The sequence below is a fragment of the Gammaproteobacteria bacterium genome, assembly GCA_029881255.1.
Lineage (GTDB): Bacteria > Pseudomonadota > Gammaproteobacteria > S012-40 > S012-40 > JAOUMY01.
This window is the reverse complement of sequence record JAOUMY010000001.1, coordinates 94,824-120,572: the sequence shown is the minus strand read 5'-3', so window position 1 is coordinate 120,572 and position 25,749 is coordinate 94,824. Positions and strand designations below refer to the sequence as shown.

Genomic DNA, 25,749 nt, shown 5'->3' with positions numbered 1-25,749 from the left:
CTTTCACGCTGTTGATTTCCGGAGGATTTGCTGTCAAGTGATAAAGCGCCAATTGCTTCACACATTGGCCGATTGGAAAAATGTGAGCTGTGTCACATCTGACTTTTTGTACAGTGGCTGCGGGAGTTGCACTGATGTGGCGAAAAGACGGTGTATCAGCTACCATCGTCATGCATTCGGCATGGGAGTATGCAGGTGAATAAATCGACGACAGTGTTTCTTGGCGGGCCTGATATGGGCGCAGATGCTGCGGCAGTGGAAGCGCAAAAAAATCGCTGTAGTGAGCAGCATTTTATCTATCGCCGTGGCGTAGAGCTGGGCTGGCTGGGTGTGCGAGATGCTTCCGCGGAGAAGCCGGTCCAGGATATGGAGAGTATCTGGCGCAGCGCCCGTCCACTGCATTTGCGTGCGATCGTGAGCGACCGACTCGCGGCCGTCGAACCAGATATGGAACAAACCTATGCCTTGGTGGAAGGTGTACTCGATGGCGAATCGGTTATGTCCATGATGAACGAGCTGGGCTACTTCGATCGAATCGAAAACGAGTTTCAGTTTGCTGGCGGATTTAGCGATGAAAGCGATCGACAGGGTATCGAGCAGTTGGAGTTTGAAACTGCGGAGGGCGAAGATCAGGACGGCGTAAGCATCTGGATGAAGGCGTCGTGGTTGTCCTTCGAAGATGACGATGCTTCATTGCGCTTTCGTTTTTCGTATGGACGAGAGGGACATGAAGATGTCGCCAGTAATTTTCACAAGGAACAGCTGACAGCGATGTTGGCAGAGGCGATATTTCCTGAATCCTCGGCCATTACATCAAATGCCGCACTCGGTCAGACATTGCGCCAGGTGACAGGGATAAAGAAAACCGCCTTCGTGGAGAGAATTTATTATTTTAATGCACCCAATGGTGGCGCCTTGTTTCATCACGATGTTGAGCGCGGACATGATGGCGTGGTCTATGCTCAACTGTTTGGTTCCACGGCGTGGCTGGCTTTGTCCAAATCGGATTTGCTGGATAATTTTCTGGCGTTTCTGGATACGGAAAATATCGAAACGACGTTGTCTTCGTATTTTGAATCCTCTGAGATCTCCGATATTCTGCAAAACCGTGGTGAGCGCCAGTATTGGTCGGAACGATTTGACGACAGAGAAGACGGTACAGTGGAGATTCTGTTAAATCATATCCCCGCGTTTTTCGCGCGACTGGTGGCGCAAGGGCATGCATACATACTTCACGCGGGCGATGTGATTTTGCTGCCACAGGCTTCACTTGAGGCGTGTTGCTGGCATACGGTATTTTGTCTGGATGACTTTCCCGGTGAGGCGCTGTCCTTTGCCGTTCGAGATACGCCAGCTTAGAAAAATTGCTGCGCGCCCATAGAAAACACACTTCCTCCCTGATGGGATGGTAAGGCGATATCCAGACGCAGTGTTAAACGATAAACCTTTGGTGATATCAGGCGTATGCCCATGCCGGCGCTGGCGTAGATCGGCGAGGGATTGCTGTGGGTGTATCCTTGCATGATCTGCAAGGCATCGACAAAAAATGTATGTTGCAATACCAGCCAGCTATTGCGAAAACTCGGAATGCGGTATTCAGTATTGTACTGCCAGAACGCCTGTGTCTGAAATTGCGTGTCGTAGTAGGCGCGTATATTCTCCAGTCCACCGAGATAAAATACATGTTGCAGTGCTTCACTATCGGTATAGCCGAGGCGAAGATTCATGGCCAGATTGGAACGCCATGGGAGTATGAAATAGAGTTGGTTTTCAGAAATTATGCGCAGGAATTTTTCCTGACTGGCAGAATAGGCCAATGCATTTTCGATAGTGACGGTAGCCTGCATTCCCTGTAACAAATAATTGTCATAGTCGATTTGTCCCAGCGTAGCGCTTAGCCGGGCTATATTGGCGTCACTCTTATAGATGTCTTGGCCGTCTGCGATATTTTTGAGGGTGTCACGGTTTAATTCCAGTCCAAGGCCTAGCCTCAGCCATGAACGTAATTCCCAATCAAAAAAGGTGTTCAGTTTTTTTCGATTTAGCAGAAAGGAAAGTTGCGGCTGCGCCAGCTTGTCGTATTGCACATACGGTCTCGACACCGACCAGATGTCCAGGCCAAAACGCAGACGTTGTCGCATAAAACGTGGGTTGCGATACCAGACTACGGCGGAATGCTCACCATTATAGTTTTCGTATTGCCCGCCTAGCTCTTTATATTTGCCGAAGGTATTGATGTCGTATGCACCGACGACAAAGTAATTGGCACCACCGCCGCTAGACGCACGCAAAATTGGAACCGTCGTCCACTTTTCCTCAACGCGAGTAATCAGTGTGACGTTATTGTCACCGGTGTTGGTAACTTCCGGCTCGACCCGTGAAAAGATGCGCAGATTGCGCAGGCGCCGCAGACTTTCGTCGAGTTGTTTTTCTGAAATAGTCTTGCCAGGTTCTACCAGTAATTCCTGTAAAACGACAGATTCCGCGGTCCGCCGCAGACCTTCGATCTGAATCTGGTCAAGTAAAGCCGAATTCGATTTGAATTCTCCGTCTGCCCATGCAGACGACATGCACAGGCAGGTGAGCAGTAGCAATTGACGCATGGGGATACTCCACTGTGAACACAGTAGAGATCCATAGCGGTAGAGATTGTTACAGCAAGATGTTTACGCCTTTGGTATGCCCTTGGCGATCTTGACTCGCCATTCCTCTGGACCGGTCTTGTGTACGGAATTGCCCTGATAGTCGACGGCCACTGTCACCGGCATATTCTCGACGTCAAATTCATATATCGCTTCCATGCCCAAATCCTCGAAGGCGAGCACGCGTGCGGATTTGATGGCCTTGGCGACAAGATAGGCTGCACCACCAGTAGCAATCAAATACACGGCCTTGTGTTTCTTGATCGCCTCAATCGCGGTTGGTCCACGTTCCGCTTTGCCTACCATGCCGATCAAACCGGTGCTGGCGAGTATGGTCTCGGTAAATTTGTCCATACGTGTCGCTGTCGTCGGACCGGCGGGGCCTATGACTTCATCGCGTACCGCATCGACAGGCCCTACGTAATAGATAAAGCGGTTCCTGAAGTCCACAGGCAGGGTTTCCCCCTTGGCGATCATATCCACCAGCCGCTTGTGCGCGGCATCTCTTCCGGTTAGCAGCTTGCCGTTGAGTAAAACCGTTTCGCCGGGTTTCCAGGCCTGTACATCGTCAGCACTCAAGGTATCAAGATTGACTTTGCGGGCATCGCTGCCGGGCGCCCAACTAATCTCCGGCCAGTCATCAAGACTGGGTGGTTTCAGTTCCGCTGCGCCTTCGCCTTTTAATTCGAAATGGACATGGCGAGTAGCGGCGCAATTTGGAATCAGCGCCACGGGTTTTGATGCGGCGTGAGTAGGATAGTCCAGAATCTTCACGTCGAGCACCGTCGTCAGTCCACCGAGACCTTGCGCGCCTATGCCGAGATTATTCACTGCTTCGTAGATTTCCAGACGTAATTCGTCCAGTGCAGACTTTGGCCCGCTCTGTAGCAATTCATGCATATCGATATGGGCCATTAATGATTTCTTCGCCAGTAACACCGCTTTTTCTGCGGTACCGCCAATACCGATGCCGAGTACGCCGGGTGGACACCAGCCTGCGCCCAGGGTTGGCACGACGTCGGTGATCCATTTGACGATGTCATCGGAGGGATTGAGCATAGCGAGCTTGGATTTGTTTTCTGAACCACCACCTTTGGCGGCGACCGTGACCTTAACGGTATCACCGGGAACCAGTTCGATGTGTACAACAGCAGGGCTGTTGTCGCCGGTATTCTTGCGTCGACCGGCTGGCTCTGCTACCACCGAGGCACGAAGCGGATTGTCGGGATTGGTGTAAGCGATACGAACACCTTCGTTGACCATGTCCTCCACTGTCATAGAGCTTGCCCATTGCACATTCATTCCGACTTCAACAAAGGCGACGACAATACCGGTGTCCTGACAGACCGGGCGATGTCCAAGTGCAGACATGCGCGAATTAACAAGAATTTGGCCAATGGCGTCTTTTGCGGCGGCGGATTGCTCCCGCTGATAAGCTGCTCCCATCGCCTGTATAAAGTCCACAGGATGATAATAGGAAATATATTGCAAGGCGTCGGCTACGCTGGCGATAAAGTCGTCTTGTCTGATAATGGTCATTTCGGCTTCCAGTTCCAGTTTACGGCGATAAAGTGGATAGTGTAATGCCAGTCACGGGCCAGAAAAACCGGTGCGATGTATGGCAGGCTGGTATTTTTATCGGTCAGGCCGATATAGAATAGGTATGACATGTTACAAAGCAGGTTGAAATGAAGCGAATTTTTGTTGTTGCGCTGTTTGTGTTTACCAGCATATTCAGTTCTGTCTATGCCCAAGACAAACATGCGGTCTCTGCGCCCGTGGATTTTGTTTTGAGTGATCTTGATAACAAGAATCACAAGCTATCTGACTATCGCGGAAAGTGGGTAGTGGTCAATTACTGGGCGACCTGGTGTCCACCGTGTGTAGAGGAGATGCCTGAGTTGGTGTTCTTTCATGATAAGCATAAAGACAAGGATGCCGTCGTGCTGGGCATCAATCTTGAAGACGTCGACGATGAAAAAGTCCGCCAATTTGTCGATGAACACCTGATTACCTACCCTATTTTATTGGCCGAACCTGCGGAGGAAGGTCCTCTGGGCGCGATTCCCGGTCTACCGACCACGTTTCTGGTTGACCCACAAGGTAGAGTAGTTCACCGCAAGATTGGACGGGTGGATCAAACCTATCTTGAAAACCAAATAAAAAAGTTTGCGCATTAGCACAGTTTTGCGATGTCCAATAGTCTTTACAATAGTCATGTCTTTACGAGGCATTGAACGCGTATGAATAACTTCCTTTTTGCGACCCTTATGAAATCCCTGGTGTTTGTTTTGGTGCTGTTGGTGCCATGTTCCTACGCCTGGTCGGCGGAGGCGCCGAGAGACCCCTATCAGTATTTTTTCAGTGAAACCTTTGGTGATTTTAAAGAGGAGTTGGCCGCGGCCAAGGCGCAGGGCAAGAAGGGCGTGTTGATATTTTTTGAAATGGATGAGTGTCCGTTCTGTCACTATATGAAAGAGAACGTGCTCAACCAACCCTCGGTCCAGGCCTATTTTCGCAAGCACTTTTTGAATTTTTCTGTTGATGTGGAAGGCGATCTGGAAATAGTCGATTTCGCGGGCATAGCCAAGACGCAGAAAACCTTTGCCGCTATTGATAACCGGGTGCGGGCGACACCAGTATTTGGTTTTTTTGATCTTGAAGGGAATCGCATGTCGCGCTTCATCGGTAAAACTTCCGGCGTTGAAGAATTCATGTGGCTGGGGGAATACGTAGCAGAAGCACATTACAAGACAATGCCTTTTCTGAAATTCAAGCGCATGAAAAAAGAACAAAGCGAGGGTAAGGGCTAGCCTTGTCTGCAATCATGAAATTATTTCCTGCGCTAACGATGTTAGCCAGTTTCGCGGCGCATGCTGAATCGGATCTGCCGCAGCCTTTAACCTTAAGCCAGGCACTGAGTTTTGCTCAGGAGTTACACCCTGATATGGCGATGTTGCAGGCTGCCGTTGAACAGGCGCAGGCGGAAGAGAGTCTCGCGGCTTCGAGCAGTGGTCTTGATATTTCCGCCCAGGGACATGTGCGTTGGGTTGAGCCACCGGAGTCGCTGTTGAGTCTCGGCCGAGATGATCATCGATTGGTGGTGCAGGCGAACAAGCCACTTTATGATTTTGGCAAAACGGCCAGACGTGTAGACGCCGCCGCACAGTCTGTGGAAGCGCAGCAATTGTATTTGCAGCACGCACAGCTGCAACGTCGACACGACATCATGGCCGCATACTTTGATGTCATATTGTCTGACTTGCGATATGCGCGTGACAATGAAGATATGGCAACCGGTTTTATACGCTTTGACCGTTTACGCATGCGTCAGGAACTGGGACAGCATTCTGAAATAGATGTGCTGAAAGCGGAGAGCGAATATCAAGTCATATTTCGGAGTCGCATGGAAAGCGAAATGCGGCAACGTATCACGCGTACGCGACTGGCGTCGATACTCAATCGTCCCGATTCTATCCCATCGCAACTAGTACCACCGACCATCGGCTTTAAGGGACATAAGTTACCGGAAGTCGAAACCCTGCAAAAACAGGCGCGTGACGGTAATCTACAATTACGGGCACTTAAAGCAGAACTGGCATCGGCCAAGGCAAAGCTTGCCGCGATTAATGCCGAATACTTTCCTCAAATAAATGCCGAACTGGCAGCGGGGGCCTATCAGCGACAGATGGGTTCCAACGATCGTTGGCGGGCGGGCTTGGTATTGGATGTGCCAATATACAAGCGAGGAATAGTCGGTGCGAAAAAATCCGCGCAACTGGCGAGTATTGCTCGTCTGGAAGCCTCGGTTCTGCGTATGGAGCGTTTACTGGATCAACAGGTGTTGGAAACGTGGTCGCGTTTCAAAGATCTGGAAAACGAAAAAAAAGAAAAATCCGTCAAAGAGAATTATCGTGAATTATATCTGGACCGGGCTCGCGCAATATACGAAATGGAAGTCAAGACAGATCTGGGTGATGCGATGGTTGAGTTGACTAACGCCAAGTGGGAATACGCAAAAGCAATTTATGGACAGGCGTTGGCCTGGGAACAGTTGCGCATTTTGACAGGTGGTGCCGTTGAGGAGGTCGTAAAGTGAAAACATTCGTGGCTTTGCTAGGATTGCTGCTATCGGTGCCTGGTCTGGCGAAAGAGTTCACCGCCACTATTAACTGGTCTGAACGCGTGACGCTGAGTCCCTTGGTTTCCGGCGCCGTGGCAGACGTAATGAGCAAACCGGGCGCGCTGGTGAAAAAAGGAGATTTACTGCTAAGACTGCAACCCGAGACATTTCAGACCGCCTTAAAACATGCGCAGGCCTTGCGCGACAGTGCTCAGCTGGACAAGCAGGAGGGCGACAAAGAACTGGGACGCGCGCAAGAGCTCTATGATCGAACCGTGTTGTCTGATCATGAACTCGAACTGGCACGGGCAGCTGCCGCGCGTGCACGCGCAAAACTGGAAGCGGCGCATGCGGAACTGGAGCAGGCAAAACTTGCCGTACAGTATAGTGAATTGCGTGCGCCTTTTGATGGCGTTGTCGTCAGTGTAAGCGCGGCGCCAGGACAGGTAGTGATTAGCGAATTGCAGGCGACACCGTTGCTTGTGTTGGCGAAATTCAATCCTGCCTATGCAGAAAAACGCATGTCTCTGGATGATTTGAAGGTGGTGCCAGCTGTCTCTGAGGTGTCCGTCAGGTTTCACGGAAAAATGTACAAAGCAAGGGCTATAGCAACAGATGTTGAGCCTGATAAAGATGGTCGTTATCGTCTGCGTGTTGAGTTTGAACATGAGCAGCCGCTGGTGAGACAAGGCGAGCAGGCGGAGATCGTCATGCCATGATTCTGTGTGTGCGATGCGTCGTGTCAGGCAAAGTGCAGGGCGTGTTTTTTCGGCAATCCACCGTGCGTATAGCGCAGGCATTTGGGATCACCGGCAGGGTTAAAAATCTTGTCAATGGTGATGTGGAAGTGATTGCCTGTGGCGAGAAGGAAGATATCGAAAAACTTCAGAACTGGTTGAGACAGGGGCCTGTTACCGCGCAAGTCAAGAACATTGATTGTCAGGCTATCAACGCCGTTGAATATTCCGATTTCCAGGTGGACTATTAGCGAGCTGTTTGACAGCGCTGTTCAACACACTTTAGCGGCGGTGGCATTACTACCATGCAGTCCGACATCATCCCGGTAATTTGATTGTATTGGCGGGCCAGCTCCTGATGATGCTGAGCCAGCGACGTGAGTTTTTTCTCGTCGGTATTCAGTTGAGAATAGGTGAGATAAAATGCGGGCCCCCCGCAAGCCTTATTACCCATCGCGACCGATTTACATTGTTCATCGGTTTGACAAATCGCATCGCCAATGATTTTCTCGATTTGTATTTTGCTTGTGTGCATTTCCTGTTTCAGTTCGTTTCCCGTGTCACTGCCTGCGTATGCAGGCAACAATATCTGTATGAACACCAAGTAGCCTATCAATGGTAAACCGATGCGAATGCTGGGATTTGTCATATCACTTCCTTTGAACATAGTTGCGGGTGTTCTCCACCACATCGGGTACGCTTTTAGTCGATAGTAGGTCCACGATCCAGCCAAGACCGAAAGGCACATCACCCGGATCAGTATAGATATGGTAGACGACTAAGGTATGGTTTTCATCCTGAGCTTGCAATATCCAATACCCGGACGTGTCGCCAATGCGCTCGTCTGCGGGTAACTCGGGCCATGGTAGCATGCGCCAGGCGAGACCTATGCTATCGGCGTTGCGTGTAATGTGGTTCTCCAGACGATAACGTTTGATCTTCCCCAAAGGCAGGCCCAGTGTCTGATTGATAATGTTGTGATCGGCAGTCTGTTCTACTATATCGACGCGCTTCACATTGGGCATAAATTCGGGATAGTGTTCATAGTCGAGCAGCGCGTCCAGGACTTTTTGCGGTTGAGCGTTGATGATGGCATAGACTTCAAACCTGCGTCCCTTGTTGTTTTCCGCGATTTCACGAATCTCCAGCTTGCCTTGTCTCAAAGATTGCATTTGTTTTTCGCTAAGCGCCACAGATTGGGGAGTTGGCGCAGCGGTAAGCGCAGTAGAAAAACCAATTAAAAGGCATAGTACGGCTAAAATGTGCATTTTGACTCTTTTGTGTAATGGAAACCTGCATGGCTTACTTTACATGTGACGAAGTTTTCTTTCTAAAGTTTTTTCAAGCAAAAGGAGATCGACGGGCTTGGTCAAATAGTCATCGAACCCGCAATCCATGGCTTTCTGAATTTGCGACGGGAGTGCATTGGCACTGAGCGCGATGATGGGGATATCTTTCGTTTCGGGTATATTCCTGAGGCGTTTGAAAACCTCGAAGCCACTAATTTCCGGTAGATTGATATCGAGCAGAATTAAATCCGGTTTATTATTGGTCGCCTTTTCTATACCCTCCAGCGCGTTCTCAGCAGACAATACCTCCAAGTCGGAGAATTTCGTTAGATATTTTCTGACCAGAAATATATTGAGGGAGTTGTCATCGATGTAAAGTATTCGTCCCTGTAGTGTCTTTGAATTGAATGTGGAGTTCCGGCTAGTTTGATCGGTATGCGCCTCGGCGGCATCTGATCGTGGCAGTTCAAACCAGAACGTTGATCCCTTACCTTCCTCACTCTCGACGCCAATCTCGCCCTGCATTAATTCAATCAACCTTTTTGTTATTACTAAACCGATACCCGTTCCTTCAATATTTGAATGTTCCGCATTCAGTCTGTTGAAGGGTTTGAACAATGAGGGCAGATCTTGTTTTGCAATACCGTTTCCTGAATCGCTGATTGAAATGCACACTCTGGTATCGGATGACGTAACGTCAATGATGATTTGACCGTTTTCCTGGTTGTATTTGATGGCGTTGGAAAGCAGATTAAATATTACCTGGCGCAGCCGCGTTTTGTCCGCCAACACGTAAATTTCCTGCGATTCGATAAAAGAGTGAGTTTTAACCCCGTCAATGGTGCGGGACAGAGTAATAAGTTGGTTACCCACCAGAGGCGCCAGTGCTTGCAAGATATCTTCTATCGTCAGGCTAAGCGATACGGGTTCTATCGATATAGACAGTTTGCCGGCCTCTACACGGCTCAAATCGAGAATTTCATTGATTAGTTCAAGTAGGTGATTGCCGGCCCTCAAGATTTCGTGAATGTTTTCCTTTTGTTCATGGGTAAGTTCCTCCAACTCCAGAAGTTGCGCAAACCCTAGTATGATGTTCATTGGGGTTCTCAACTCGTGGCTCATGCGTGAAAGGAATTCGCTCTTGGCGCGACTCGCCTGTTGTGCTTCGTCATGTGCTTGCTTCAAGGCATCTTCGTAACGTTTGCGCTCAGTAACATCGCGAGAAAGTGCTAGTATTAAAGGCTTTTCCTGTTCAGTAATTAGCGTCAGCTTAAGTTCGACGGGAAGCGTGCTTCCATCTTTTCTACGATGCAGGCCTGAAACGGTTACCGCGTCACCTTGCGTAAGCGTCGCCCAAGTCGAAGGTAAAATGTCATTTTGAATGCCGATCTCGATATCGTTGATTCGCATGTTCAGCAATTCTTCGCGACTATACCCAAGCGAGGTGATGGCGCTTTTATTGACGTCTAAAATCCTGCCTTCTTTGTCATGCAACAGAAAGGTGTCAGCTGCGCTATTGAGCAGGCTGCGATAGCGGGCTTCGCTGGCGGCCAGCAATTTTTCCCGGCTGTTCGCCTGGAGTTTGAGCTCAATATTCTGTTTGGTGTTCCTAAAGTTACGTAATCCAGCCGCACTGATAGCGCCAAAAAATATAGCGCCCAATATTCCCACGGCGATTTCAATCTGTGTATCCCCTCGCAAGAATTGAAATACAAAAGGAACGGTAATAGGCACAATAAAGGCATACAAGGCAGTACGGGTATGTGAAAACGTGGAGGCTGCACCCGCACAGTTACCAGCGAGAATCAGGGCGATGAATAATTGATATTCGATGGCAACATTGGGGATGATCAAGAGTGCGCTACTCCCCCACGACACGCCAGAAAAAAGTGTTCCCAGATTGAATCGCCAGGCAGGAGAAATCTGTCTAATCTGTTTCGAGCGGTAGAGGTATAGATCTGCAAGGCGTAAAACGCTTAAGCCCTGGGTTACGCTTAACCATATCAGCAATGTTTGACGATCGGTTTCCTCCCAAACGACAAAGGCCAATATCGCCGCATTGATGACGGAAATGATGGCGGTCAGGTTCAGGTTGTCATAGAGCGCTTTGACCTGCTCCTGCTCTATCCTTGCCTGCAGGTTACTTTCGCTGTTGTTGTCTATAGCCGCCGTCATCAAGGTGATCGTTTACGTTGGATAGATGATAGTCTCAAATAAGCTACTTATGAGAGATTAAACCATTTTACTATTAGTTTCTTCAATATAGGTAGAGACAATACGGTATTTAAAAAGTATTTTGACTGAGCTCTTCGAGCGAAAGATAACCAGGTACAATAATTACATCCTTATCTTTGGGGCTGTGCAGTAACTATGCCTGTATCAGCTGGAGTCGAAGTGTAAGTCTGGCTATACTGAAACTTGCTTCGTCTCCAATTTGTTCATTATTTGAGTCGCGCACTTGGTATAAGATATCCTTCCTAACATAATAATTGAAGCTAACAATAACATGGAAACGTATAGTGGGGAGAAATACAATGGATTCTGTGTCATTTCATTACGAGTCGGGTTCAGATGATGTTTTGCAAAAAATCAGGATAAAAAAATGCCTTTATGATGGCAAAACGCCTTTTCAACAAGTTTCTATTTACGAGACTCGGCAATACGGCAAAATGCTCTTGCTTGACGGGTTGATTCAGTCAGTGGAGTCTGATGAGTATCGCTATCACGAGTCACTGGTTCATCCTGCGATGTGCGCCCATGCGAATCCCAGGAATGTCCTCATCATTGGTGGTGGTGAGGGTGCTACGGCAAGAGAGGTATTAAAGCATTCCTGCGTAGAAAAAGTCGTGATGGTCGATATCGACGGCTTGCTAATTGAATTGTGTGAACGCTATTTGAGCGAGTGGCATGATGGGGCGTTTTCCGATACCCGATTGGAACTCATCGTACAGAATGGCCTGGATTACGTATACGACAGTACAGAAATATTTGATGTCATCATTCTGGATGTCTGCGACGGAATCAACAAGACATCTCGAAGTATTGAATTTTTTCAAAAACGATTTTTCACAGCATTAAAACGTATTCTTGAATTAAAAGGAATCGTGGCTTATCAGGCGATGAGTGCGACGCCGGGGGATACGACGGACTTGGCAACCGTGCTGCACGGTTTGAATAAGGTCTTTACCTACGCGAATGCCTACACCAGTTTCATACCTTCTTTTGCGGCACAGTGGGGATTTGTGGCCGCCAGCGATGTCAGTCATTGTAAATTAATCAGTGAAGAGGTCATCGACAATGTTTTGGAGGCAAGAAAATTGAAAGAGCGCCTTCGTTTCTTCGATGGCATGACTTTTCGCCATATGATGTCTTTGCCGCGCGACGTGCGCATGGCAATAGAAGACGATGAGGTGAAGTCGATTGAAGACCGTTTCTTTTCTCAGGGCGTGCATCAATTGCTTGAAGGCGTAGGTTGTTCGGTCTAGCTGGTCTCAGTGAGATTTTTCAAATGTGATTGGGTGAAGATTCCGGATGAGGAAAACTCACGACTGAGTTGTTCAAATTCCTCTCGGTGTTCAATGGACGCGAATAGCCGGCGATAGAGCAGTTCATTTTGAAAAAGTTCGTCGTGACTACCTTGAGCATGAATTCGTCCTTTATCCAGCAGAATAATGCGATCGGCGACGGCAACCATTTCCGCCTGGTGGGCGATTACAATGGATATGCGGTCACGACCAAATCGACGGATACGCAGGGCAACATCTTTTGCCGCTTCGCCATCTAGCGCGGCTGTTGGTTCATCGTAAATGATGACAGCCGGATTGATCAGATAGAGCCTGGCCAGGGCGATGCGTTGCCGCTGTCCGCCTGAAAAGCGTCCGCCCTTTTCTCCGACGCGTGTATTCAATCCTTTGGGCAAGGATTGAATTAACGACGTCAGACCGGCGTGATGGCAGGCCAGCATTAATTGCGCCTCGCTTGCGTTCTTGACGCCATACAGAATATTGTCGCGGATACTGGTATTGAATAAAAATACCTCTTGAGACATCACCCCTACCCGCTGCCGCCACAGACTGATTTCCATGTCATGTATATTCTGACCGTCGGCGAGAATTTTGCCTGTATCAGGTAAATAGAATCCCTGTAGCAAATCCATGGTCGTGCTTTTACCGGAGCCGTTTCGACCCACCAGCGATACAATTTCCCCTTGTTGTACGGAAAACTGTATATCGTGTAATACAGGGCCTTCGGTTCGCGGATAGGTAAAGCTGACATTGTCGAATTGTATTGTTTTAATCATGTGTTGATTGGGATGCTCCCAACTAATTGACGACAGGTTTTCCTTGTCATCGGTATCGCGCAAAAAGTCGACAATACGATCGGCCATGGCGCTGGCCTCAAGCCAGTGTCGATAGTATTTACCTGCGCGACTGACGGGGACTGCTAGTATTTCCATATAGGCAATAAATGCGACTAGTCCGCCGGGAGTGAGTTTGTCCTGAAAAATTAAATGGGCCCCATACCACACCACGAGGATTACGCCGAGTGTTTCCATGAGTTCGAAGAGTGGTAGCAACCAGGCTTCAATTTTTCCTGAGGTTTGTTGTATGTCGGCACGTTTGCGATTTGCCGCGTCGAGGGTCTGCTGCTCGAACATTTCGTTACCGAAGGTCTTTACGGTGCGTATACCGTTAATGATTTCCTGTAAACGGTTACTAAAACGTGCGCCAAGCATTTGCACCCGACGTTCCAGTACGGGCAAGGGGCGTCCGATTTTGGTGGAAACGATCGAGGTGGCGACCAGAAATATGAATACGAAAAAGGCCAGCCACGGATCGAGAAAAATCATCATGATCAAAGTCCCGACAACAATCATAATTTCATAGGGAAGATCTGATAAGAGATAGCGGGCATTTTGTTCAAACTCGGCGGTGTCATTCATCACACGGTGCAATATCTCGCCACTACGCTTGCGTTTGAAGTAAGACAGCGGTTGCGCCAGGATGTGAGAATAGAACTGGCGATAGATTTGAAAGCTGGTATTACATACCAATTTTATTTCATAACGTAAATAAACATGGTGGACTAGGTATAACAGCACAATTATGCCTAGCATCAACAGACCAAACAGGTTGACTATGCTCATGTCGACGTCATCGGAAATGGCTTCATCAATGACTTGTTCCAATATCCACGGTATCGATAATTCGCAAATAGTGACGACGGTTGCCGCGAGCAGTAGCGGTCCGAGAAATCCGAAGGAGTTCTTGAATATCCAGAGAAAGAGTATATTGCCGGACCGTCTGGCCATGATTAAACCGTTAGCGTATCTTTTCTTGTTGTCGATGAATTGTTATTGAGCGCGTTGATATGGTTCACCGCAAATTCTGCGGTCTCCATCGCGCCATGTATGGTTGCTGCATGGCCGTTTTGGTTGCATGCCTCTCCGATAAAGTAGATCTGTTTATTAACGGGTTTACTGAGTGTGGTTCTTGCGCCACTACTGCCCACTGCTGGATAGGAATAGGCGCCCAGGTGCAGGGGATCGCGCCCCCAGTCTTTGACGCAATAGCTATCAAGATCCTCTGGTCTGCTCACAGGAGAGCCAATATTTTTCAATTCACCCAGCAAGCATTCAATGAGTTGCTCTTGTGTTAGATGGGAAACTGCGCGTGCCTGTTCGTCCATAATAAATGCGGTCAATGTGGGCTTTCTGGTATATGCGGAGGCCAGGTATTCATAGCACATGGTTCCACCCTCAATCGTCAGTAAATGCTGTGGCCACCAGGGGTGTTTGAAATTCAGTATGACTTTGATGCCCGGCTGTATGCCCATGCATGCGATAGCATTCCGAGTTTCTTGTGGTAGTGGTGGTGAGAAACTGAGTGTGTCGGATTTCAATATGCCGAGTCCGACTGAAATCAAGGCGATGTCGGCGTCATAGCATTCGCCTTCCGTAGTGTATATCTTCACTCCACTTTCATATTCAATGTGCTTCACCTGTTTTGAAAATTGTATTGGTGCGAGTAGTTGTTGTTCCAGAAATTCCACAATACGTATCATAGGCTGATCACAGAAAAATTCCTCATCGCCACCTTTCCATGCGCCTTCTTCCTCCGCCAGTTGGCGTATTCCAAGATGTGCCGCGCTGGCGCCATACTCACAACAAAATGCCTCGATAACGCGAGGATAGAGTGGATAGAACTGCAGTCGCTGAAAAAAGGTTTTTACAGAGATATCGTTGAATGAAGTAGGCGCGGTCTCTTCTATCGAGTCCAGTGTGTCTAGCAAATGATTTAGCGTGTTGTCCTGTTTCAAGCCTCGTTTATGTAATTCACCATCCAGAATAAAATAGCTGTCGCCACTTTGTTGACGAACGCCGACGCCGAGATGGGATAGCATCTGCATATAACGGGATTCGGGTGCATAAGCGAGTTCCGCACCGAGTTCGATACGTCCGCCGTCACGATCGTGAATAGACAAAATACGTCCGCCACTACGCGTAGCGGCTTCCAATACGGTGACTTGATGGCCGGATTGCTGTAATAAAAATGATGCATACAATCCGCTTATTCCCGCTCCCACAACAATGATATTCACTTCAGGCCTCTGCCGATTGAGTTATATTGTTTTTATATTAGCCAGAATAAAAAAGTTCTATTGACTTGTTATTGGTTTCTAGTAGAACATAGATTACGCTAAAAGAAAATCACAACAATTATTTAGCAAATAAGTCGAAATGTGGGGAATAGAAACAACATGCAGGGAAGTAATGCATCCTTTTCTTATGATTCTGATTCAGCAATTTTAATCGATCAATTAGGCTAGCTCTGCTGTTAACAGCGTTTTGTCGCCAGATCAGGCGGCTTGTCATATCGCTACTCTAAATACTCTCCACGACATTCGGTCTGAATCGAACGGAGGGAACAATGCACATTACTCAAAGCTTATCCATTTATCAGAAATCCGGTTTGCAGTTAACGGCAAGTCAGTCATTTTTAGCGCTTTTTCAATGTGACTACCCGTTTTATACAAATCGCCAACAGCTACCAACAGTGTTTGTTAGCGCTGCGACGGCATCAGATCTGAATTGCGTTGATATTCATCTTGAGTCAAATGAATTAAACAATATTATTTCTGGCGTTATCACTCTGGAAGAAGGGCAGATCAGCGTGATGATAATGCCTGACACGCAACAGGTGAATGTCAGTTTTATTCTTCTAGGAGCAGACGACAAAATACGGCATTTTGTCGACAGGCTTAGTCATTCTTTCCGGGCTGGCAGGCATGAATACATTGAAGCCTGCGCAGATGAAGATTCCAAAGCAGATGAGCGAGTTGTTGCCCGAAATTTATCAGAGTTTCCATTGATTCCCGGCAGAAATCATCCGGATTGGGTATATGAATACGATAACGCCGGTGAACGTCATCACTTCAAGATAAAAGAAGTTATTGCAGCGGGAGAAACCTCATTTCAGAGTTACGCCATCCTGGATACCTATGCGTATGGTAAAGTATTATTCCTTGACGGTTTCGTTCAATCCGCGCAAAAAGATGAACATATCTATCACGAAAGTTTGATACAACCGGCAATGCTATCTCACGCCCAGCCTAAAAGTGTGTTGGTGATTGGCGCGGGAGAAGGGGCCAGTGCGCGGGAGATTCTTTATCATCCGAGCGTCGAGCGAGTGGTGTTAATCGATCTTGACGAAGAGCTGATACAACTCTGTAAATCTCATCTGTATACCCATCATCGTGGTGCGTTTGATCACCCTAAAGTCGAACTAAGGTTTGAAGATGGCTACAAGTATCTGAAAAATACCGATGAAAAATTCGATATCATCGTTATTGATGTCGTAGACGCAATAGAGGAGGGTCCGGCGCAGGCCTTATATACGCAGGAGTTTTATACCTTTCTCAAGACGCACAATCTAAATCCTGGTGGCATTGTTGTTGTGCAGAGCATGGAATTGAATGACGTGGACCTCAATGACGACTGGCATGTACACCGGGAACTGTCTTTGAGTTTTGAACACGTGTGTTCATATGCTGCGTTTGTGCCTTCATTCTGGAGTAAGTGGCGTTTTACCATCGCCAGTGATGCGCTGGACTTTGATCAGATTGCCGCAGCTGAAATAGACGAAGCTATACGCAATCGCGCTATCGAGCATCGGCTGAACTATATGTCAGGCGAAGTGTTTGAAAGTCTACGTGGACTGAGTAAGCAGGCGAGATTGACGCAAAGAATTGCTCTGGCTAATGCAGGTAAGATACAGGCAGAGGCGGATATTTCCAAACACTTTCAGGACTGGGAGTTAGGCGCCTATCTGGAATCCACGCGAGGAAAGAATCTCGATTAGATGCTGATGACTATGTCATTTTACAGTTCACAGCCCTTGTATAAGAGCGCATGCGCGTTTGTTTAGGTCGGGTAGCGAGGGCCTAGGTTTTGTCATTTTCTAGTGGGTTGCTCAGGGTATAGACGAGCTAAAAAATATTTATGCGCTGAAGTGCATGCAATGCGTAACGCACAGGAGTTTCTATTGCCGTGACATTTTGAATGATTGCATAGAACGAAAAGAATATGCGCACACCAAACGTATGGGGAGAAGTAAAATATGAGAAGGATGTGGTTAATCGCCGCAACGGTTTCGTTCGCGGTATTATTTTTGAATTCGTGTGGTGTGGCAGCACCTGGGGATAACGGTAATTTTTCGGTCAATTCCTCTACACCCTCCAGTGGTAGCGATGAGGTATCGCCATCACAGACGATACAGGTCAACTTCAGTCAGGCCCTGGACAAGACTTCGCTGAATGCCTATACCTTTCAGGTGATGGAATCGGAAGGCATGTCATTGATAGAGGGAAAGGTGCACTATCAGGAAGGGAGCACAACCGTCAGCTTTCAGCCGTATATGCCATTACCTTATGACACGCCTGTGCACGTAATGGTGAGTACTATGGTGCGTAGTAGTTCTGGCGCACATCTCAGCAATGTTCACAATATCAATTTTCATACCCAAACCAGTCCAAGCGAATCCGTCTTTAATCCACAGGATAATGCGACCAATGTCAGTCCGCGTTCGACTATTCGCGTCCAGTTTGGCGATGGCGTGGAGATGTCTACGGTCAGTTCATTCTCCGTCACTTTGAAAGAAACACAAACCGGGCAAAATGTGGATATAGAGCTTGGCGTCGATGAGGATTCACAGACGGCAATACTTTACGTCGCGGATACATACAACTTCGGCCAGGGACTCAAACCGCAAACACAATATACCTATACTGTCTTGTCGACAGTGTTAAATGGTTCGAGCGCGCCTTTTTTTGGTACAGATCGCAGTACCAGCTTTACAACGGCAGGCGCTACGCCGTTTACCAATTTTATTGCCACCGACTGGGATGAATACGCCGACGCGATAGCCGTCTCTAGTGACGGCACGATTATTATTGCGGGAGAAACCTGGGGCGCCTTGACCGATACCGTGAGTCACTATGACGGCGATGGTTTTATCGCAGCGATAGATGCCTTTTCGGGTGAAGTGAAGGATCTGGTTCAATTTGGTTCCGGCGCCGATAGCAACGAAAATCTGGATATTGCCGACCCGGTTTATGACATGACGATGATTGGTAGTGATATTTATGTCACCGGATTTACACGCGGAAATCTGTCGACGTCGGATTTTTCGTCCGGACAACGGGCATTATTTGTTGCACGCTATCAGTGGAATGGTGCGTCGCTTACACCTATGGGTACGCCACAGATATTGCGTGGATCAGGAGACATGGAAGGCTACGCAATTACCAGTGACGCCAACACCCAGTCAGTATACGTCATAGGTACAGTCACAGGCGCATTGAATGGCGAAGTCGGCAAGGGCCAGGAAGATGTCGTCGTCGCTAAATATAGTGCAGACTTGTCACTGGCATGGTCAAAACAATATGGTACGGCGGCGCGGGATTTTGGTCGTGGTATCGCTGTCGGTTTGAATGGCGTTTACATCGCTGGTGATACATTGGGCAACTTTGCTACGCCGGCGAGTGAGCATGTAGGGCTGAATCCATTCTTGCTAAAACTCAATGCTGCTGACGGCAGTGTTGCTACCGAAACTTTTGACACCAGTAGCCAAACCGCCAACCCAGGCCAGGCGCATGACCGTATGGTGACAGGTGTTACGACATTTAACAGTCGCGTGTATGTGATCGGAACGCAACACAACAATAATGGCATTAGCACTTATGCATTGCGTTTCGATGAAAGTGGCGGCACGCCGACTTATCTGGCGCACGGTGACAATACGCCGGATCAGGATGAAGTCGCGACTGGTATTTACAGCAATACATCGGGCGTTTATGTTGCTACGACGCGTTTTCATCAAATGAATAACGGTAGCGGTGCGCAGATGCATGGTATGACTGAAATCATGAGTCTGACGGATAGCGGATTTTCGGTCTTTAAAAACCTGGATGCAGAGATGCATGCCAGTGTACGCGACATGGTGATCTCCGGGTCAGGAACTATGTATGCGACGGGTTATGTGCATGGTTCGATGAGTGGCATGATGCCGCATGGCATGGGTGACGCGTTTGTTGTGCAGCCATAACAGCGCTTTTATGACGAAATGCCTTGAGTGGGAATGTCGAATTTTCCACTCAAGGCTTTGTTATCGCTATGTGTCCTGATAGTGGCGTTTTCGATCGCCGAAATATTGCAAACACGTATCAATGAAAATCCCGAGACTGTGTATTCAGTTGTCCCAGCAGGTGACTATAGTCTTCCAGGCGCATGGCGATAATGTGTAATACATCGCCTTCTCTTTGGGTTTTTCCATAGACGACTAGTAGCCGCGCGCGTAGTAATTCACGTCGTTGTCGTTCAGCGATGTCACGCCAGACGATGATATTGAGCATGCCGCTTTCGTCTTCCAGTGTGACAAAGGTAACGCCGCTGGCGGTTCCCGGTCGTTGTCGCGCGGTGACGATGCCGGCGACCCGAATAAATCGGTCGTGCGCAAAATCACGTGCCTGCGCCGCGCTGCGTATGCGTTTGCGCGTGAGTTGTTCGCGCAATAAGGCCAATGGATGACGTTCGAGGCTGAGGTTTTTCGACTGGTAATCGGCGACGATGTTCTGGCCTTCGCTCGGCGGCGGTAACAAGGGCAAGGCCTCTTGTATCGGTTCGCGTATCATGGGCAAGGGTTTTTCTGTGCCTAAAACTTCCCAGCGCGCGCGGTAACGATGTCCCGCCAAGGCCTTTAGTGCGCCGGCACTGGCCAGTGCCTGGGTATCGCGTTTGTCCAGGTCGGCCCGTTGTGTCATATCTTGCACACTGCTAAATCGACGCAGCGCGCGCGCTTGCAACAGGCGTTCGGCACCAGATTGCGACAGACCTTTAATCATGCGTAGCCCAAGACGTAGACGGGGTTTTTGTTGCGCCTCGCCTTCGAGGACGCAATCCCATTCGCTTAACATGACGTCGACTTCGCACACCTCTACGCCGTGTCGACGCGCATCGCCAACGAGTTGCGCCGGACCGTAAAAACCCATAGGCAGACTGTTGAGCAAAGCGCAGGTAAACGCTGCGGGTTCATAATGTTTGAGCCAGGCCGAAACATAAACCAATAAAGCGAAACTCGCCGCGTGTGATTCTGGAAAACCGTATTCACCAAAACCCTTGATCTGCTCAAACACCTGACGCGCGAACTGCTCGCTATAGCCACGACTGACCATGCCATCGCGCAATTTTTCTTCAAACGGTTCCAGTGATCCGCGACGACGCCAGGCAGCCATGGCGCGACGTAGTTGATCGGCCTCACCGCCGGAAAAACCGGCGGCGACCATGGCCAGTTTAATCACCTGCTCCTGAAAAATAGGTACGCCTAGCGTGCGCTTGAGTACGTCGCGTACCGCGAGGTTAGGGTAAGTAATCGCTTCTTCACCGTTACGCCGGCGCAAATAAGGGTGCACCATATTGCCCTGTATCGGCCCTGGTCGGACCAGTGAAATCTCTACCACCAGATCATAAAAGTTTTTTGGACGCAGTCGCGGCAACATCGCCATTTGCGCGCGCGATTCAATTTGAAACACGCCGAGGGTGTCGGCCTTCTGTATCATTTCATATACACGGGGATCTTCCGCAGGGATGTCCTGCATGCGCATAGGCTTGCCGTAGTAATCGCTAATTAACTGTAAGGCGCGGCGTATCGCGCTTAACATGCCTAGCGCCAGCACGTCGACTTTGAGCAGGCCTAATGCTTCAAGATCGTCTTTGTCCCATTGAATGACGGTGCGATCGGGCATGCTGGCGTTCTCTACCGGCACTAGTGCAGCGAGATCGGAATCGGAGATCACGAAACCGCCCACGTGTTGCGACAAATGCCGCGGAAAACCGACGATGGTATTCACTAGCTCCATCACCCGCGCGATCAATGGCGTGTCCGGATCGAAGCCGGCTTCGCGTATGCGTTCTGCTTTTACTGCCTTGCCGTCCCACCAACTGGCGGATTGGGCGAGCCTGTCTACCTGCACTAAATCCAGGCCCAAGGCTTTTCCTACATCACGAAAGGCACTGCGTGGTCGGTAAGTAATTACCGTTGCTGCAAGTGCGGCGCGATGGCGGCCGTATTTTTCATAAATATATTGGATGACTTCTTCGCGGCGTTGATGTTCGAAGTCCACATCGATGTCGGGTGGTTCATCACGTTCCTTAGAAATAAAACGTTCGAACAAGACTTCCATGCGCGATGGGTCTACTTCGGTTATACCCAGGCAATAGCACACCGCGGAGTTAGCCGCGGAACCGCGACCCTGACACAGGATTTCCTTGCTGCGTGCGTAGCGAACGATGTCGTATACCGTGAGGAAATAAGGTTCGTAAACCAGTTCGCTAATCAGCGCCAATTCTTTTTCGATAATGTCGATGACTTTTTTGTTTGCGCCTTGTGGCCAACGTTGTTGCATGCCCTCGTAGGTGAGGCGACGCAAATACGCGGCAGGAGTTTCGTTTTCGGGAACGACTTCACGTGGATAGTGATAGCGAATCTCGTCGAGGCTGAACTGGCAGCGTTCCGCGATCTTAACTGTCTCTTGTAACAGTGCAGCCGGATATATTTTTTGCAGACGCGATAAAGGCCGCAAATGACGCTCGCCATTCATGTATAGCTGTTGTCCGAGCTGGTGTAGTGGTCTGTTGAGACGTATGGCGGTTAATGTATCCTGTAGCAGTCGCCGCTGTGCCGTATGCATATGGACATCACCGCAGGCAACCAATGGTATGTTGTGTTCGTTTGAAAATTGTTGCAACCGCGCCAGTCGTTGTCGGTCCTGTTGTTCTCCCAGTAAGGCCACGCCTATCCAGCAAGTCTGTGGGAAGTGTTGTCGAAGCCATAACGCCTGTCGCTGCAAGAAACGTTTACCGGGAAGGTAAATCGCCAAGCATTGAGAAAGATCTGTACGAAAATCTTTCCGAGTAAGTCGGTATTCACCTTTCGCTGCGGCACGTCGGCCACGGGTGATGAGTTGGCACAATTGTGTGTAGCCGTCGTGATTACGGGCAAGCAAAATGATGCGCGGTCCGTTTTCGACTTTTATTTCACTACCAATGATTAGTTTGATGTGGTGTTGTTTGGCTGCCTCGTGTGCACGTACGATCCCGGCGAAAGAACACTCGTCAGTGATGGCAATCGCGTGATATCCCAGTTCCGCCGCCTGTTGTACCAGCTCGTGTGGATGCGAGGCGCCGCGCAAAAAGGTGAAATTACTCAGGCAATGGAGTTCTGCGTAAAGTGAGGGCATAGTTCGGCTGCTTGTGTAGAAATCGGATGCCCGGACCAGCTGCTGCCTGTATGATTGCCGGGTAGAAATGGTACTGTATATATAAACAGCTTTCAAAGAAAAATATTGCCTGAAAAGGAGCGTTAGCGGACTACACAACAATATCAATTGCTTGCGCGGGCGTGGAGAAAAATCGCATTTTGTATGGAAAAGGGCGAGTCGCTGCTGAGTGAAATAACAATGGCTGATTATCCACGCCGCATTTGTGGTGAGTGTTTGTCTGACCGCAAACATTGGAATATCAGCAATCCAAGTGTGCCGATTAGCGCATCATACGTCTTGGTATGAAATTTTCCGCAGAGTCTGCCCCTGTATAGGTCTTGACCAAGGTATCGCAGCCTGAAATACTTGACTCGACAATATTTTACCATTCAAAGCGGTGAAATATACGGGTTCGCTTCCACAGGATAACGTCGAAATGAAAAACGACATATCACGCACGGCCACCTCTTTAAATCGGATTTATTCCTTACTATTTTTCATGTTTGCCCATAGCGTGTGTCACGCTGAATCTGAGACAGTGCGCGTATCCGCCGATCCCTGGGTGCCCTGGACGATAGGCAAAGAGGGAGAAGCGCCAGGTGGTGGATGGGCATTTGATGTGGCTAAAGAACTATTTCAGCGCATGGCTGTGTCTGCTGAATATGCAATCTATCCCTATGAACGATGTTTGCGTCAGATGGAATCCGGTGAGAGTGATGTGCTGTTAATGGTGAAAAAAACGCCGGAGCGTGAAGCCTATATGGCATATTCCAGTATTTCACTGAGTGATCCTCAGCTCCTTTATTACGCTAAAGACAGATTCAAACTCATAGACTGGAACCAGTGGCAGGATTTAAAAGACTATACCGTGGCCGGTGTTCGCGGTTTCAACTATGGCGAATTCAATGAGGCAGCGAAACAACACGAAATCACTTTTGAAGTGACCGCAGATGATATCCTTAATGTGAAAAAGCTTTTAGCTGGCAGGGTCGATCTGGTGATACTGAATCGTAGTACAGCCATATATTTGGAAGATCAATACCCGGAATTTAGGGGCAAAATAAGTCATGCTGTTAAGCCGATAGCAACAGGGGAGTTTTTTATCGCATTGTCGAAAAAAGGGCGAGCGATAAAAATGAAGGACGAAGTGGATCGCGTTCTGACGAAAATGCGTGATGACGGTACATTGGACAGGATAACCGCATCAATCAATTGATTTAGCGCAAATATAAAAGACAGAATGGCTTTCTGCGTATTTGAGAACCTATATGAAATCTGGACGCCGTTCTATAATCCGAACCTATGTATTGAGCTTATTCCTGCTGTTGTTGGCGGCAGTTATACTCATCGCCAGTGTTAGTCTCTATTTTTCAGCTAAAGATGCTGAGCAAGATATTGCCAATCACTCTACCGATATCGTTCAGGCGTTGACACAGGTTTTGGCCACGCCTTTGTGGAATTTCGACGAAAACGCCATTTCGCTGGTCTGCGATGCCTATGTTAAAAATGAGTTTATTCGCGCGATCGTGGTTACCGATCACAATGACAATAGGATATACAATAGTGCAGGGGATCAGTTGAGTGGTCCTTATGTCATGTCTCGAGATATATATTTCAAAGAACGATTTATTGGACGCGTGACGCTACAAGCCGACGAAGCGTATCGTGATAAGCTGGTTTATAAATATCTGTGGCCATATCTGGTCTCCAATTCTTTGATGATAGCGGTGACGGTTTTATTCTCCGTGGTGTTCATGCGCTTCGTATTGCAGAAACCATTTCAATGGTTAACAGATATGGCGTCTTCTTTCTCCATACATGGAGATACCAAGCCCGTCGTCAGCGATCCATATGAAGAATTTCAGACGCTGGTAAAATCCTTCGATGATATGAAACACACGATCAACGATCAATTCGATGAGCTGATACGGAATCGAGACTATCTGCAGCTGATTATGAATAGTGTGGCAGATGTTGTAATCAGTTTTAACGAGAAAGGCGTAATTGAATTCTGGAACCCAGCGGCAGAACTTGTGTTGGGATATAACAGCAAAGAGTTTTCCAATTGTCCGATTGAAAGCATTGTCCCAAGGCTGACGCCTGGCGCCTTGCAAATGGAAACAGGTGGCGATCTCGGTTGGGTCGGTGCGCCTAGTAACCGGTTTGCCGCTTTTGATGGTGATGCCGTACGCAGTGGTGAAAGAGTTTTTCCGGCGGAAATCGCATTGACGGAGTTTTCAATTTCGGGAAAGCGTATGTATACGCTGATTTTGAAAGATATTTCACAGAAAAAAATGATCGAAAAACAAAAGGACGAATTTATTTCCACTCTGAACCATGAGTTACGCACACCTTTGACCTCTATTGTCGGATCGTTGTCAATCATTCATGGCGTGTTTGGTGAAACGCTAAATTCCGAAGTCGTCGATATGGTATCCGTTGCCCAACGGAATGCAGACCGCCTGCAAGTTCTCATAAACGATTTACTGGATATTCAAAAAATGGAAGCCGGTGGCGTGAGCTTAAATTTCACAAGGCTTGACCTGCGTGAACTGGTAAAAGAGGCCGCGCTGTTAAACGAGAGTATGGCTGGTGCAAGCAATATTTCACTGGATGTGGTGTTGGGAAGTAAGGCTTTGTGGGTGAAGGGCGATAAAGAGCGTCTCATCCAAGTCATTTCCAATCTGATCAGTAATGCGGTGAAATTTTCTTCTGAGGGTGGCGTTGTTATTATCGACGCACGTACACACGAGAAGAACCGCATCAAGGTCTCAGTGAGTGACAACGGCGTAGGCGTGCCGGTAGAGTACCGCAAGCGTATATTTCAGCGATTCTCTCAGGCGGATTCGTCTGATTCACGTAGTCGTAGCGGGACAGGTTTAGGACTCTACATCTGCAAAAGTGTTGTTCGGGCACACGATGGCGAAATAGACTATTTTTCGGTGCGAGGAAACGGAAGTACGTTCTTTTTTATCTTGCCTGAATATGGCGCCGATAGCAAAGCCGACAAACCTCCTCGTTACGCAGTTGTTGGGCCTTTGGCCCAACAATCAAATACCTCCATTATCCCTTTGCTCAAGTCGTCTGGTGAATAGTTGCGTCGCTAGAACGATCGAATAAAGTATATTACTGTGTTCTCTTGC

At 48.4% G+C, this 25,749-nt stretch carries 20 protein-coding genes; 11 read left to right on the top strand and 9 right to left on the bottom strand.

What is annotated here, in order from left to right; genetic code table 11:
• Positions 1–195: 195 nt before the first annotated feature.
• Positions 196–1,359 (top strand): hypothetical protein, encoded by a 1,164-nt coding sequence (locus tag OEZ43_00495; GenBank protein ID MDH5544036.1) that lies wholly within the window; start codon positions 196–198, stop codon positions 1,357–1,359.
• Here OEZ43_00495 and OEZ43_00490 read toward each other — a convergent pair.
• The 3 genes from OEZ43_00490 to OEZ43_00480 all read right to left on the bottom strand — a co-directional run bounded on the left by OEZ43_00490 (position 1,356) and on the right by OEZ43_00480 (position 4,312).
• Positions 1,356–2,603, bottom strand: a complete 1,248-nt coding sequence (locus OEZ43_00490) for a BamA/TamA family outer membrane protein (protein ID MDH5544035.1) — start codon at positions 2,601–2,603, stop codon at positions 1,356–1,358. The genes OEZ43_00495 and OEZ43_00490 overlap by 4 nt on opposite strands.
• A 63-nt stretch (positions 2,604–2,666) precedes the next feature.
• On the bottom strand, positions 2,667–4,181 hold the full coding sequence (locus tag OEZ43_00485; protein ID MDH5544034.1) for a fumarate hydratase: 1,515 nt from the start codon (positions 4,179–4,181) through the stop codon (positions 2,667–2,669).
• A complete protein-coding gene (locus OEZ43_00480) occupies positions 4,178–4,312 on the bottom strand; it encodes a hypothetical protein (GenBank protein MDH5544033.1) in 135 nt (44 codons plus the stop codon). Before OEZ43_00480 ends, OEZ43_00485 begins: the two co-directional genes overlap by 4 nt.
• Positions 4,313–4,330: 18 nt before the next feature.
• Between OEZ43_00480 and OEZ43_00475 the strand changes: the two genes are divergently transcribed.
• The 5 genes from OEZ43_00475 to OEZ43_00455 all read left to right on the top strand — a co-directional run bounded on the left by OEZ43_00475 (position 4,331) and on the right by OEZ43_00455 (position 7,753).
• On the top strand, positions 4,331–4,822 hold the full coding sequence (locus OEZ43_00475) for a TlpA family protein disulfide reductase (GenBank protein ID MDH5544032.1): 492 nt from the start codon (positions 4,331–4,333) through the stop codon (positions 4,820–4,822).
• 63 nt (positions 4,823–4,885) lie between these two features.
• A complete protein-coding gene (locus OEZ43_00470; protein ID MDH5544031.1) occupies positions 4,886–5,455 on the top strand; it encodes a thioredoxin fold domain-containing protein in 570 nt (189 codons plus the stop codon).
• Positions 5,456–5,469: 14 nt separating this feature from the next.
• The gene (locus OEZ43_00465) at positions 5,470–6,741 is read left to right on the top strand and encodes a TolC family protein (GenBank protein MDH5544030.1); all 1,272 of its coding nucleotides are present in this window, start codon (positions 5,470–5,472) and stop codon (positions 6,739–6,741) included.
• Positions 6,738–7,484 (top strand): efflux RND transporter periplasmic adaptor subunit, encoded by a 747-nt coding sequence (locus tag OEZ43_00460; GenBank protein ID MDH5544029.1) that lies wholly within the window; start codon positions 6,738–6,740, stop codon positions 7,482–7,484. The genes OEZ43_00465 and OEZ43_00460 overlap by 4 nt, the downstream gene beginning before the upstream one ends.
• On the top strand, positions 7,481–7,753 hold the full coding sequence (locus OEZ43_00455) for an acylphosphatase (GenBank protein MDH5544028.1): 273 nt from the start codon (positions 7,481–7,483) through the stop codon (positions 7,751–7,753). The genes OEZ43_00460 and OEZ43_00455 overlap by 4 nt, the downstream gene beginning before the upstream one ends.
• Here the strand turns inward: OEZ43_00455 and OEZ43_00450 are convergent.
• From OEZ43_00450 to OEZ43_00440, 3 genes are read right to left on the bottom strand one after another with little or no spacing between them, the layout of a single operon-like run.
• Positions 7,750–8,151, bottom strand: coding sequence for a hypothetical protein (locus tag OEZ43_00450; GenBank protein MDH5544027.1), 402 nt, complete (start codon positions 8,149–8,151; stop codon positions 7,750–7,752). The two genes, OEZ43_00455 and OEZ43_00450, sit on opposite strands and share 4 nt — an antisense overlap.
• A 1-nt stretch (position 8,152) precedes the next feature.
• Complete coding sequence (locus tag OEZ43_00445) at positions 8,153–8,770, bottom strand: hypothetical protein (protein ID MDH5544026.1); 618 nt, start codon at positions 8,768–8,770, stop codon at positions 8,153–8,155.
• 39 nt (positions 8,771–8,809) lie between these two features.
• Positions 8,810–10,966 (bottom strand): ATP-binding protein, encoded by a 2,157-nt coding sequence (locus OEZ43_00440; GenBank protein MDH5544025.1) that lies wholly within the window; start codon positions 10,964–10,966, stop codon positions 8,810–8,812.
• A gap of 359 nt (positions 10,967–11,325) precedes the next feature.
• Here OEZ43_00440 and OEZ43_00435 point away from each other — a divergent pair, with 359 nt between their 5' ends.
• The gene (locus OEZ43_00435; protein MDH5544024.1) at positions 11,326–12,276 is read left to right on the top strand and encodes a spermidine synthase; all 951 of its coding nucleotides are present in this window, start codon (positions 11,326–11,328) and stop codon (positions 12,274–12,276) included.
• On the opposite strand, the gene OEZ43_00430 is transcribed toward OEZ43_00435, so the two are convergent.
• Positions 12,273–14,102: an ABC transporter ATP-binding protein/permease gene (locus tag OEZ43_00430; protein ID MDH5544023.1), complete on the bottom strand. Its 1,830-nt coding sequence runs from the start codon at positions 14,100–14,102 to the stop codon at positions 12,273–12,275. The genes OEZ43_00435 and OEZ43_00430 overlap by 4 nt on opposite strands.
• A 2-nt stretch (positions 14,103–14,104) precedes the next feature.
• The gene (locus tag OEZ43_00425; protein ID MDH5544022.1) at positions 14,105–15,391 is read right to left on the bottom strand and encodes an FAD-dependent oxidoreductase; all 1,287 of its coding nucleotides are present in this window, start codon (positions 15,389–15,391) and stop codon (positions 14,105–14,107) included.
• A 329-nt stretch (positions 15,392–15,720) separates the two neighbouring features.
• Between OEZ43_00425 and OEZ43_00420 the strand changes: the two genes are divergently transcribed.
• Together OEZ43_00420 and OEZ43_00415 are read left to right on the top strand one after the other, a co-directional pair.
• On the top strand, positions 15,721–17,151 hold the full coding sequence (locus OEZ43_00420) for a methyltransferase domain-containing protein (GenBank protein MDH5544021.1): 1,431 nt from the start codon (positions 15,721–15,723) through the stop codon (positions 17,149–17,151).
• Positions 17,152–17,409: 258 nt separating this feature from the next.
• Positions 17,410–19,395: an Ig-like domain-containing protein gene (locus OEZ43_00415; protein ID MDH5544020.1), complete on the top strand. Its 1,986-nt coding sequence runs from the start codon at positions 17,410–17,412 to the stop codon at positions 19,393–19,395.
• A gap of 118 nt (positions 19,396–19,513) precedes the next feature.
• Here OEZ43_00415 and OEZ43_00410 read toward each other — a convergent pair whose 3' ends face one another.
• Positions 19,514–22,585, bottom strand: coding sequence for an error-prone DNA polymerase (locus tag OEZ43_00410; GenBank protein ID MDH5544019.1), 3,072 nt, complete (start codon positions 22,583–22,585; stop codon positions 19,514–19,516).
• A gap of 457 nt (positions 22,586–23,042) precedes the next feature.
• Here OEZ43_00410 and OEZ43_00405 point away from each other — a divergent pair, with 457 nt between their 5' ends.
• Positions 23,043–23,822: a transporter substrate-binding domain-containing protein gene (locus tag OEZ43_00405; GenBank protein ID MDH5544018.1), complete on the top strand. Its 780-nt coding sequence runs from the start codon at positions 23,043–23,045 to the stop codon at positions 23,820–23,822.
• A 52-nt stretch (positions 23,823–23,874) separates the two neighbouring features.
• Complete coding sequence (locus OEZ43_00400; GenBank protein ID MDH5544017.1) at positions 23,875–25,701, top strand: PAS domain-containing sensor histidine kinase; 1,827 nt, start codon at positions 23,875–23,877, stop codon at positions 25,699–25,701.
• Positions 25,702–25,749 lie beyond the last annotated feature (48 nt).

Coding starts and splice junctions, on each gene's coding strand:
- OEZ43_00480 (MDH5544033.1), bottom strand. CDS start 4,312: ATGTCATACCTATTCTATATCGGCCTGACCGATAAAAATACCAGCCTG.
- OEZ43_00420 (MDH5544021.1), top strand. CDS start 15,721: ATGCACATTACTCAAAGCTTATCCATTTATCAGAAATCCGGTTTGCAG.
- OEZ43_00485 (MDH5544034.1), bottom strand. CDS start 4,181: ATGACCATTATCAGACAAGACGACTTTATCGCCAGCGTAGCCGACGCC.
- OEZ43_00445 (MDH5544026.1), bottom strand. CDS start 8,770: ATGCACATTTTAGCCGTACTATGCCTTTTAATTGGTTTTTCTACTGCG.
- OEZ43_00470 (MDH5544031.1), top strand. CDS start 4,886: ATGAATAACTTCCTTTTTGCGACCCTTATGAAATCCCTGGTGTTTGTT.
- OEZ43_00490 (MDH5544035.1), bottom strand. CDS start 2,603: ATGCGTCAATTGCTACTGCTCACCTGCCTGTGCATGTCGTCTGCATGG.
- OEZ43_00405 (MDH5544018.1), top strand. CDS start 23,043: ATGAAAAACGACATATCACGCACGGCCACCTCTTTAAATCGGATTTAT.
- OEZ43_00465 (MDH5544030.1), top strand. CDS start 5,470: ATGAAATTATTTCCTGCGCTAACGATGTTAGCCAGTTTCGCGGCGCAT.
- OEZ43_00455 (MDH5544028.1), top strand. CDS start 7,481: ATGATTCTGTGTGTGCGATGCGTCGTGTCAGGCAAAGTGCAGGGCGTG.
- OEZ43_00410 (MDH5544019.1), bottom strand. CDS start 22,585: ATGCCCTCACTTTACGCAGAACTCCATTGCCTGAGTAATTTCACCTTT.
- OEZ43_00440 (MDH5544025.1), bottom strand. CDS start 10,966: ATGACGGCGGCTATAGACAACAACAGCGAAAGTAACCTGCAGGCAAGG.
- OEZ43_00400 (MDH5544017.1), top strand. CDS start 23,875: ATGAAATCTGGACGCCGTTCTATAATCCGAACCTATGTATTGAGCTTA.
- OEZ43_00430 (MDH5544023.1), bottom strand. CDS start 14,102: ATGGCCAGACGGTCCGGCAATATACTCTTTCTCTGGATATTCAAGAAC.
- OEZ43_00450 (MDH5544027.1), bottom strand. CDS start 8,151: ATGACAAATCCCAGCATTCGCATCGGTTTACCATTGATAGGCTACTTG.
- OEZ43_00475 (MDH5544032.1), top strand. CDS start 4,331: ATGAAGCGAATTTTTGTTGTTGCGCTGTTTGTGTTTACCAGCATATTC.
- OEZ43_00415 (MDH5544020.1), top strand. CDS start 17,410: ATGAGAAGGATGTGGTTAATCGCCGCAACGGTTTCGTTCGCGGTATTA.
- OEZ43_00435 (MDH5544024.1), top strand. CDS start 11,326: ATGGATTCTGTGTCATTTCATTACGAGTCGGGTTCAGATGATGTTTTG.